Annotated in this window: 10 protein-coding genes; all 10 read right to left on the reverse strand. The window is 55.9% G+C overall.

Features of this window, described 5'->3' with window-relative positions; translation table 11 throughout:
* Positions 1-62: 62 nt before the first annotated feature.
* Positions 63-1,265, reverse strand: coding sequence for a hypothetical protein (locus tag ATB98_RS00340; RefSeq protein WP_066867603.1), 1,203 nt, complete (start codon positions 1,263-1,265; stop codon positions 63-65).
* On the reverse strand, positions 1,262-1,999 hold the full coding sequence (locus ATB98_RS00345; protein WP_066867606.1) for an SDR family oxidoreductase: 738 nt from the start codon (positions 1,997-1,999) through the stop codon (positions 1,262-1,264). Before ATB98_RS00345 ends, ATB98_RS00340 begins: the two co-directional genes overlap by 4 nt.
* Positions 1,996-3,321 (reverse strand): FAD-binding oxidoreductase, encoded by a 1,326-nt coding sequence (locus ATB98_RS00350; RefSeq protein WP_066867609.1) that lies wholly within the window; start codon positions 3,319-3,321, stop codon positions 1,996-1,998. The genes ATB98_RS00345 and ATB98_RS00350 overlap by 4 nt, the downstream gene beginning before the upstream one ends.
* Entirely contained in the window at positions 3,318-3,740 is a 423-nt protein-coding gene (locus ATB98_RS00355; RefSeq protein ID WP_066867612.1) for a GtrA family protein, read from the reverse strand. The genes ATB98_RS00350 and ATB98_RS00355 overlap by 4 nt, the downstream gene beginning before the upstream one ends.
* Positions 3,737-4,999, reverse strand: a complete 1,263-nt coding sequence (locus tag ATB98_RS00360) for a UbiA family prenyltransferase (RefSeq protein WP_066867615.1) — start codon at positions 4,997-4,999, stop codon at positions 3,737-3,739. The genes ATB98_RS00355 and ATB98_RS00360 overlap by 4 nt, the downstream gene beginning before the upstream one ends.
* Positions 5,000-5,477: 478 nt before the next feature.
* A complete protein-coding gene (locus tag ATB98_RS00365; RefSeq protein ID WP_066867618.1) occupies positions 5,478-7,466 on the reverse strand; it encodes an acyltransferase family protein in 1,989 nt (662 codons plus the stop codon).
* 276 nt (positions 7,467-7,742) lie between these two features.
* Positions 7,743-8,657, reverse strand: coding sequence for a LysR family transcriptional regulator (locus ATB98_RS00370; RefSeq protein WP_066867630.1), 915 nt, complete (start codon positions 8,655-8,657; stop codon positions 7,743-7,745).
* 46 nt (positions 8,658-8,703) lie between these two features.
* The gene (locus ATB98_RS00375) at positions 8,704-9,033 is read right to left on the reverse strand and encodes a hypothetical protein (RefSeq protein ID WP_066867620.1); all 330 of its coding nucleotides are present in this window, start codon (positions 9,031-9,033) and stop codon (positions 8,704-8,706) included.
* A 48-nt stretch (positions 9,034-9,081) separates the two neighbouring features.
* Positions 9,082-9,981 carry a dihydrodipicolinate synthase family protein gene (locus tag ATB98_RS00380; RefSeq protein ID WP_066867623.1) on the reverse strand — a complete coding sequence of 300 codons (900 nt, stop codon included), beginning with the start codon at positions 9,979-9,981 and terminating at the stop codon, positions 9,082-9,084.
* 55 nt (positions 9,982-10,036) lie between these two features.
* Positions 10,037-11,066: trans-sulfuration enzyme family protein (locus ATB98_RS00385; RefSeq protein WP_084435148.1), on the reverse strand; the 1,030-nt coding region annotated here is incomplete at its 5' end.

Genomic DNA, 11,066 nt, shown 5'->3' on the forward strand with positions numbered 1-11,066 from the left:
CCTTCACTTGGACCGCCGATCCCGACAAAATCATCGCTGCCGTCAAACGTGGGCACCAAGTGTTAGATTCCATCCACTAGTGGCTCAATTAGTCTCCTCGACATCGCCAAAATGATCCATATCCCCAAAACAACCAAGGCTATAGTGGGATGGGCATAATCGGGAAACTGAGCAAAGAAGCCTGAAATGTCACTGTTAGGCCCTTCGGAGATCGGCTGTTCGTACTTCTGGAGCATATGATTTGTGAGCAGCCACCCAAAGCAGGCAAGGGCAAACGATGTTGGGCTTGATACTCTGAAAGACTTTATTAATAAAGGTACATAGAGGGGCAGAAAACTATAAAATATCCTCGTCACGTCCGATCCGCCAATTATGGACAAGATCCCGACGTATACTGATGCGACTACTGAAAATATCACAGTGTCGTCCGATTTAATGTGGTTAAATGTCTGCTTGTCCAAAACGACGTATAGCGGTCCGAGGGTAAGGGATATAGCAGCGAACGAGCCTAAGACATGAGTGGGCTCAGATAGAAAGCGATAGAACCAAAAGAGTGCGGTAAAGAGTTGCGACTGAGACTCGCAATCAGAAACTAAAAGCATCAGTTCTTTTAGAGCATACCCTAACATGATAATAGATACAGATGTTAACCAAGCTACGTTGTCTCTTTGTGTATTTTTGAGATAGAACGTTACAAGCAGTGGTAAAACATAAAAACTAGCCTCCCTGAAAGGAATTCCCGCTATGCATATAATACTTGCGAGGAAATAGTTCTTCTTTAATATGAAAACCAGGCAGAATGCAAGTATAAGGAGAAATGGGGGGTCCATGTAGGCCGGATAGAAGCTTGTAAATTTTAGCGGCGCAAAATACAGGAAGGTCGACGCCGCTATCACTGCCGTCAGGCCTTTGATGCTCCCATGCCAGAGTGAGCGGGTTGCGAGAAGCAAAGTAGCGGAGAACAACCCCGACGCGACAATGTTGAACCCATAAAAGCCGAAGCGATTATTGAGAATGTTCACGAGGATCCAAGGTGTCCCGACGCGAGCGCAATATGGAAAGGCTATGCTCGACCCCAGGCCGTCCTCAGCAGCTAAGAACCGAAGAAGTCTGTCGTAGTATACCCCATCCCACCCCAAGCCATTCGACACCTGGACCGGATCCTGGGTTATGAAAATCCACATCACGCCGAACATTCCAGCAATGATGAAAGATCCCGCAATAAAGTATTCTATTTGCTTTTTTGTCGGAACGAAGCGGATCACATCCTTATCCCCTTGAAAAGCCCCTCGGGGATAAGTCTGATGATCAGCATGATCAAACGCCAGACTGGACGAACGTAGATGACGTCCTTCTTTCGCTTGACCGCGACCACGATCCCTTCAGCAACCTCACTCGGTTGCGCCGTGAGCCTGGCGGGCAGATTGATGCCTTCAGTCATCTTGGTCGCAACATACCCCGGTAGCACCGTCACAACATGTACGCCGCGTTTCGCCAAACGATTGCGAAGCCCGGACAGAAAGGCAGTGAAGCCCGCCTTCGCGGAGCCGTAGACGTAGTTCGTCGCGCGGCCGCGCTCTCCCGCTACCGAACTGACACCAACCAGAGTGCCAGATCCGCGTTCTTCGAACCGGTTGGCCAACAATGCCAGTATATTGGCAGGCCCTTCGTAGTTGCTACGCATGACGCAACTGGCGAGGAGATGATCGCGCTCGCTTCCTTCCTGGCTTCCCATCAAGCCGACGATGCTTACGGCGATCTCGGGCAGCTCGGGCAACATGGCCAGGAACTGGGCGTGAGTTTCTGTCAGAAGTGCGTCGAATTCGTGTAGGGTTACTGGGACACCATATCGGAGCTGCAAATTAGTCTTTTCGGCACCAAGCGTTTTTGATTGCCGTGCGGCTAATTGGATCGGGTGGCCGAGCTCTGCAAATTTGTGCGCCACGGCTTTGCCTATATCCGAACGTGCACCCAAGATAAGAACGGACGGCTTCGTCACAGCACAAGTCTTTCCGCTTGCGCCGATTGAAATGAGGTCTTCCAGCCGCTCTCGGCCCTCATTCGGACGAAGCTCCCGACCCGGTCATCGGAGGCACGAAGCGTTTCAGCAGACATGCGGCTGTCCTTGGCGAGATAGAAGCGCCCGCCGTGCTCGATTGTAATTCGGTCAAGGTTCGCCAACAGGTCAGAGATTTTGGCCGTGATAGGAAAATCAAGAGCAAGGGAGTAGCCTTCCATCGGGAATGAAATGCGGCTCTCCTGCGGACCGAACCGCTTGAGAACGGCCAAAAACGATCCAGCGCTTGCCTTGGCCACCGCTTGGAGCAGGGCCGAAAGCCCTTCTTCCGAGCCGCTTAGGGGAAGAGCGCACTGGAACTGGGCAAGCCCCTTGCGACCGTAGATCCGATGCCAGTCGGCAACTGCGTCGAGGGGATAGAAGTAGCTATCCCAATCAACGAGTTGCTGACCTCGATTCCAAGCGCCAACTCGATAGTAGAGCGAGTTGAAGGTCCGGAGGCTAAACCGATTGAGAGCAAAGCATGGAAAATTGAAGGGAACCGAAAGTTTGCGTTTAGCCGGCGTAGCGAAAGGGTGCAGTGAGCGATGTATTGGAAGATCAGGGGCGCTCGCGTGATCTCCCAGGAAGACAAGGGAGCGTCCAAGGTTTTCCCCCGTCCCAAGGCAGTCGATCCACGCCACTGAATAAGTCGAATCTTGAGCCCGTTCTAGAGCTGTCATTGCTGATCTGAGGTTCGGCGCAGGTATTGTTGTCTGGCGGATCCACCCAGTTTCGACCGCGCGCAATCGGACTGCCGCCCGCAGAATAATTCCGGTCAGTCCCATGCCGCCGAGAGTATGCTCGAAGAGTTCTACGTGGCTTTCGCGTGAGCAGCGCTGGATTGAGCCATCGGCCCCCATTACCTCAATCCAGTCCACGCATCCCCGAAAACTTCCATGCCTGCGATGGTTCTTGCCATGAACATCGGCGGCTATCATGCCGCCCAACGTCACGAACTTCGTGCCCGGCGTGACCATCGGGAACCAACCTCGGGGCAGGAAAGCCGCGATGATGTCGCAAAGAACAACTCCAGCTTCCGCGATCAACTGCCCCGTTTTCGGATCAAAGCCCAACATTCGGTTCAAACGCCGCATATCGATTGTTGCAGACGAATTAATGGCGCTGTCCCCATAGGCCCTGCCACAGCCGCGCGCGATCACGCTCGGCTTCGAAGCTACAAGCTCCTGGAGAGCTTCGACGTCACGGGGCACATAGACTTGCGCGTCCACGACCGGAAACCTTCCCCAACCCGAGAGCTTCATGGAGCGATCCTCAACTGCCGATCTGCAAACACGACGCGTTTATCTAGCTGGTACTTGACCATGTAGCCGATTGTCAGACCAATGACAGCACCCAAGTCACGCATCAGCTCAGTTCTCCAGATCGACCAAGAAGCCGCCTCAGCACTCCAGGAAATAATTGTGGTGAGGCCGCCCACTGCCGTATAGAGCGAGAACTTCCACCCGTCGTTCTTGAGGCCGATTTCCTGATCGTGGAAAATCCAAAACTTGTCGAGCGGGTATTTGATCAACAGGCCGGCAATGGTGCCCACGCTCATAGCAAGCGCAAAAAAGGCGCTCGTATCCCCGAACTGAAGGACGGCATGTTGCATAGTGACATTGACTACCGTTGCGATGGCGGCGAATGCCGCATAGCGTACCGTTAGACCCTGCCGTTTCACGTCAGTACTCCACCTGCGACGAAGACCAGAATAATGACTAGGCAGGCCTGGCTGGTCCGATCCTTCGCGGCGTAGATCACCGGATCGTCATGCATGTAGCCGCGGTGCGCCACCATGACCGTGCGGGTGATCCAATAGAGAAGGACAGCGCAAACGCCCCAAAGCATTTGAGGGTGGGGATAGAGCTCCATTACGACTGGCGAATTCACGTAATATGTCATCACCAGCACGGATACGTATCCTGCGCCAACCGCGATCATCGAGATGATTGGCAGGTCGTTGACGTGATAACCTCGGCCACTAGCCTGCAGACTGCCGCGCCCGGCGCTGTCAACCAATTCGCTTTGTCGCTTTACCGCAGCCAACGACAGAAAAAAGAACACTGAAAAGGCAATGAGCAAGACCGATAACGGAATTGATGTTGCGAGGCCACCTGCAACGATGCGTATGGTATAGAGACCTGCGAGAATACAGATATCGATGACGATGCGTCGTTTCAAATGCAGCGAATAAGCCGCGGTCACAAGATAATAGCCTGCCACTACCAGGAAAAAATCCCAACCGATGGAGATTGCTATAAGTCCACCTGGAAGAATGAGCCCTACTGCCATCCACAGTCCGTGTGTAGTGGGGATGCTGCGTGAGGCAAACGGACGGTATCGCTTGCGCGGATGCGCCCTATCTGCGCGGACATCAAGGAGATCGTTCAGGACATAAACGCTAGAAGCCACTAAGCTGAAGCAGACGAACGCCTCCAGCGATAAAAGGAGCGTCGGCCAATCGAGTTTATGTGCGGCCAGCGCCGGTAAGAACACCAGCACGTTCTTTAGCCATTGGTGCGGCCGAAATGCATTGACGTAGTGCTTGAAGGACCTCGCTACAGTTGCAGGCGTTTCCGACATGGCCCGGTCACTCCCGCAATGGGGAGTGGCGAACCCATCGCAGGCACCAGACCTACCGTCGAGCGTCGCGGCAGGATCAATTGCTTCGGCGTTCTCAAGACCGTAGGGCGATGCCGTAAACACCTGCGGCTGAACTGTCCTCTTGAATACTTTGGAGTCAAATGCCTGGTGAATGATGCGGGTGTGGAACCCGAGGGTCCCAACGTCACCTGGACTCGGGTCTACATGAGCCTTGTCGTCTTCGCTGCCGCCAATCACGGTTGTCCTCTTACTTTGAGCCAAATTGGCATCGAGCTGGCCCGCAAAAAACATCCAGTTGAGCAGAATGGAAATGGTCCCGTCGGAATGCCGCTCCAACTCGGTATCTGCCGGACTGTTGCGGTGAGACCAACTGGTTCGACAGACGGCCTCACTACATTAGATGCTTCTGCTATGCAGGATTGAACAGAATCAGGAAAATAGATTGTTTGGATGGCAGGCATAGATATTATGGATAAGCTCAAACGCATTGTTTTCGGGCGCAGAACTATCTGGCCGGGGACCGAAACCACTGGAGCTACTTGATCTACCTGATCTTCAGATTGATCAGCTCGGTGACCAGCGCCAGCGGAGCCATTTCTGGGCTCGCGCGATTGCTCGTGCCGTTCGCCGGATTGATGCGTTAACAGGCAAGCCTCGGATGAGGCGATTGAAGCTTCCATTCCTCGGCGAGCCGCCGGCATCGGCCAGCCTACGAAAGTCCGCCCCGCGATCCAGCGCTTGGGCAAAATGATAAATTCCTAGGCCTTGGCGCCCACGGCGAATATTGTCAACTGCAGGCTACGTGACCCCTGCGTCAGTTAGTCGGTGCGCCGGCATTCATCGTTCCGAAGAGCTCCCGCTGGAGCGGTCCGGCAAGCGTCGCCGCAAAAGGGGTCGCGATGTGGTGGCGGTCGCGGAAAGTCAGCTTGCCGCCAATCATGGCGGGGCAGGTCGTTCCGTTGCAGAATAGGTCGGTGATGTCGACGTAAGAAGCATTCCTGATATCCGAAATGGCTTTCCTTTCCGCGTCCGGGATCATCTCTTCCATCGCCTCGCTGCGCGGCGTGTCACAGGTCTCGGGGCCCCTTTTTTGCCAGAGCGCACGCGCGACGCATTTGTCGAGATAGGTCTTGTGCACGGGCCCGTCCCGCAGCACGGCGATCTTGGTGGCAGCGCTTCCGAGGGCGTCCACGGTCTTGCGGAGCCCCCGAGCCCATGTGGCGGCGTCGATCTGGTGGGCAGATATGATGTTGATGTCATTCTTGACATAGGCCGAGGAATATTCCGAAATGATCACCATATCGGGCTTGCGTGTGGCAATCTCGCGCATCGCGAGCTCCCGCCACCGATCGCATTCGTCATAATCCCGCACGAGCATAGAATTCCAGATCGTGATGTCTGCCGCCGGGCAGGAAGATTTCAGATAGGTTACGAGCTGCCATCGGTTAGCTTTAGCGATGCTGATCAGCGGCGTGGACCAGTGGTCGGCATGCGAATCCCCGAAGAGAACGATTGTCTTGCCGGCGTTTTCGGCGCCGAACACGCACGGTTTAGGTTGGACCTGTTGGGCGTTGAGAAGACAGCCACCGTCGAACTGCCGGGCCGACGAATCGCGCTCAGCGCTTTGGAGAATGAGGTTCTGCTGGGGATCGATGTTGTGATTGGCCAGCCGTGCGCTTCCATAGGCGACTGTTGTGCCACACGCGGTCAGAAGAGCTGCAAAACCGAGGGAGCGGCTCGTCGTTGCCATAAGCCAGGGGTTCCTCCGCATAGGGTTTTCGACAAAGCGGTAGCTGAGGACGGAGAGGCCTAGGATCAGCGCGAGGCACAGGAACCGTTCGAAGATAGTGAGCTCGGGTTTCAAGATGCCGGAATAGACGATCACCGGCCAATGCCAGAGGTAGAGCGAATAAGATATCCGTCCGATCCATTGCAGCGGCGGAAGCGAAAGAAGGATTTGCGGTCCCGCCAGGCCCGTCCGTGTACCGCTGAGAAGCACCATCACCGTGCCGGCCACCGGAACCAGGGCAATTAGTCCTGGAAAGGGCACGTCCTCTGTCATGCCGAAATAGGCCGTCATGATCAGGCCGATTCCGATCCAGCCGAAGACGGGCGTCAGCCGAAAGCGCTTGGCCGCTTCTTCGGAGACTATCGAGGCGAGTCCTCCGCAGGCGAACTCCCAGGCCCGGAACGGTGAAAAGTAAAATGCCCATGGTTCGGAAATGACGGTATAGCGCCAGCAGAAGGCGAAGGAGATGACGCCCACCAGCGCCATCGGGACATAAAGCCCGTATCTGCCGGGGCGGAGCCGCGCGCAAAGCAGCAGGAGGGCCGGCCAGACGAGATAGAATTGCTCCTCGATCGAGAGCGACCAGAAGTGGATGAACGGATTATTGGACGCATCCGGGGCGAAATAGTCGACGGCCGCGCTGATAAGCCACAGGTTGATCATATAGGCGGACGCGTAGAACGACCCCTTGGAATAGAGCTGCTGCTCGGGCGGCGAAAGAATGAAATAACCGAAGAAGAGCGTTGCCAGGATGACGAAACAGGATGCGGGAAGAAGCCGGCGAGCTCGTCGCCCGTAGAAACGCAGGAGGTCGAGCGATCCAGTTCGGTCGATTTCCAGCTGGATGTGCCTGGTGATGAGATAGCCGGATATGACGAAGAAGATATCGACACCGACAAAGCCGCCGGGCAGACCGGTCATGCCAAAGTGAAAGGCGATTACTCCCAAAACGGCAACGGCACGCAGCCCCTCGATATCCATACGGAAGTGATGTGGTTCAGTTCGTGTAGCCATATCGAAATTTGAATGCCCTAGGTTTTGGTCTCACCGGATAGTACTTACGAAAAGCACAGATCAAGTCTGAACACCCCTCCGGCCCAGATTGCCGGGTTTGAGTGCAGTGGAAGCACCCATTGGATCGTTAGAGCCTGACCGAAAATTAAAGTGAGTGGTTTCAGTTGTTGCAATTCGCTGCGGTTTGAGAAGAATGCGGAGAATTGGATGCCCTGGACCACCACTCTGCGCCATCAGACAGGCGCGTACATGACCAGCACGTGAACGCAGGGTCTCCTATGCATTATGAATGCGTGACGCCTCCTCGATAAATATCTGGCGCATCCAGATACTGGCCGGATCGCCGTTATGAAGGGCGGGCCACTGAACTGCTTCCGTGAAGGCAGGAAGCGGCAACGGAAGATTGATGACCCGCAAGGGTACCGTTTTCTCAAAATACTTGACCAATCGTAAGGGCATAGTGGCTATGCGGTTTGTGCCGCTCAGCACCTGTGGTATCAGTCCAAAGCCTTGCACTACGACTTCGACGCGTCTCTTAATTCCATGTTCGAGCAAGTACCATTCTTCGATCGAAGGCCTCAACGAGCGCCCGAACATAACTGCGACGTGTCCCATCGACATGTATTGCTCAAATGTAAGCTCCCGCGGTACCGCGCTGTTGGTGGGACAACTCACGCATACAAGTTTTTCGTCGAACAGCTTCGCGCTAGGATGCGAGTTCGCCATGAACAGATCCGGGAATAGGAGAAAATCAACTTCACCGCGCCGGAGAAGCTCATTCGGGTCATTATCGAGGGGCAGAAGTTCGAAACTGACGGCAGGTGCTTCCCGTGCAACACGCGCGATAACCCTATCAAGAAAGACAAGCGTCATGAAATCCGAGAGAAGGATCCTGAAACGACGGTCGGATTGAGCTGGGTTGAATGGCTCCCAAGAAATAATTGAGCATCGAATTTTCAGGAGAACGTCGCGGACAACCGGGGCGAGTCCTTCGGCCCGCGGTGTGAGGCAAAGTTCGCGACCGTTCATCGTAAACAGGTCATCGCGAAAATATTCTCTTAGCCGGCCGACGGCCGCGCTCATGGCGGGCTGACTGAGATTGATGCTACGTGCCGCCACCGTGAGATTCCGTTCGGTCATCAGTGCGTCGAGCGCGACGAGAAGATTTAGATCAAGGCCTTTGAAGCGCACGTTTGAAACCATCCATGCTGTGGATCTTTTTCAGTTATCATTCCTCTTAAGGACTGACTTGGAAGCTCATGAAGAGGCCATTGGCAGCATTGCCGCTGTTGGCCAGCGCTTCGAACCGGCCAAAACAAGCGACGTGACGACCACGGTTCCCTTTCCAAAGGCATGGTGATTCCGGCCCTAACTGCGCGGCGATGCCCGACCCCGACAGAGGTTCTGCCATCGACATCACCGCGAGAATTGCAAGACGGCCGGTCTTCCAGGCTGCCGTGGTCTCCGCTATTGCCACGGTAAGTCCGATGATCGCGGTAACGAGCGTGGAGGCACGACCGCTTGCAAGCAGGCCGATGACGATCAGCGCGGGGCAATGCCCAAACAATGTAAAGCAATGCCTTCGTGATCCTCCGGTGCCAGCCGTTGCTTTGCCTCAAGCCAAGTCCTGCTCGAGCAGGGTAAGGCAGTGAGCCACCTTCTCTTTTGCAAGTGCAGGTAGAGGGAGAATCGGACGAGGCGGCTCGGCCTTGGAGACGCCGAGCAGATCGGCGATCGTATAGACCGTCCGAAGGCTTGAGAACTGCTTGAAAAGGTCCCAGATCGGGCTAAGTGTGGCATCCAAGCGGCGTGCCTCTTCAACATCGCCGTTTTGAGCTGCCCTCACCATGCGCAGGCAAACGTCGGGAAGGATGCCGGCAAGAACGCTGTACCAGGTATCGGCTCCGCAGATCATGGCTTCGGCAGCACTCCAGTCCCCGCTATAGCCGATCGGGAAGCCCTTGGGGGTCATGGATCTCTGCTGTGCCAGGTGGCTCGAAATCTCCTCGGGTTTTTCCGTCGGGTTCTTGATCGCCACGATGCCAGGCACGTGAGCCAATCGCTCCACCAGGTTAGCCGTGAAGCGGAAATGGGTGGTCCCCGGATTATCATAGATCACGATGGGGAGGCCGCTCTCGCGAGCGACGGTGGAGAAGTGCTCAAAGACCTCATCCTCCGTGAGTGGCGCATACGAAACGGCGGCAAGAAGACCTGCGGCCGCGCCTGATGCTTTCGCGTCCTGCGCCAGTCTGACCGCCTCATCGGTCCGCAAGGCCCCGACGCCCACCACGACCGGTATGCTCGCGCCGGTTTCGTCGATGGCCACACTCAAAGCCCGCCGCCGCTCCTCGCGGGACAGATACATGTAGGTTCCGGTGCTGCCGAGAAGCCCGATGGAATCGACGCCTGCGGTGCAAAGCCGAGTCACAAGCCTTTTGAGCGCGGCAGTGTCGACATGACCGCCTCGATCACTCGGCGTGATGGGAAATGCGGAAAGCCCGCTCAAGAAAGCCATTCGATACTCCGAGTCCGGTTCTGTGTTTCTGTGTTCGCAATCGCCGATGGGGGTGTCACAAGGCCAGGAGGGCGTGGCGCAGGTCGCCCATCAGATCATTCACGTCCTCAAGGCCGACCGAAAGCCGGATGAGGTCGTCGCCTATGCCCGAAACCATGTGGGCGTCTTTCCGGATCGTTTGGCGTGCCCGTGTGATACTGGCCGGATGATAGACAAGCGTGTCGGTGTCGCCGAGGCTCACTGCGCGCGTCATCAATTTCAAGCGGTCCAGCATTGTCCTTGCGCCGTCAAAACCGGCATGAAGTCCAAAGGCCAGCATGCCGGACCCTTGCGCCATTTGCTTGCGCGCGATCGCATGATCGGAATGCGAATGCAGAAAGGGATAGCTCACCCAAGACACGGCGGGATGCGCTTCGAGCATTCGGGCGATCGCCAGAGCCGAGGCGCTGTGCCGCTCCATCCGAAGCGAGAGCGTCTTCAGGCCGCGCATGATCAGGAAAGCCGAGTGCGGCGACAATGTCGCGCCGGTAATGTAGCGCAGGCCCGTCTCGTGCAAGAGGTGGAGTGTTTCGGCATCACCAAGCAATGCGCCACCCAACGTGTCGCCATGCCCGTTGATGTACTTCGTCAGGGAGTGCAGGACGATATCGGCGCCGTGCTCGATCGGCCGCTGAAGTGCGGGAGAAGCGAAGGTACTGTCCACCGCGACTTTCACCCCATACGCGTGAGCGCGCTCTGCGATCGCCGCAATGTCAAGAATGGCGCTCAAGGGGTTAACGGGTGTCTCGAAGTAAACAAGCTTCGTCTTTTCCGTAATAGCCGCGTCGAGGTTCGACGGATCAGACAAATCCACGGGAACGACCTTGATGCCGAAGCGAGGCAGACCCTGCTCAACCATCGCGACGGTATTCGAATAGAGCGTCTTGTGAACGACGAGCTCGTCGCCCTGCGATAGCAATGAGAGGATGAGAGTGCCGAAAGCGGCCATCCCGGTCGATACGACAAGGCCTGCTTCAGCCCCCTCAAGGTTTGCAAGCCTCTGCTCGAGGATTTCCGTGGTCGGATTATATTCACGCGCATAAAGC

This window comes from Sinorhizobium saheli, assembly GCF_001651875.1.
GTDB lineage: Bacteria > Pseudomonadota > Alphaproteobacteria > Rhizobiales > Rhizobiaceae > Sinorhizobium > Sinorhizobium saheli.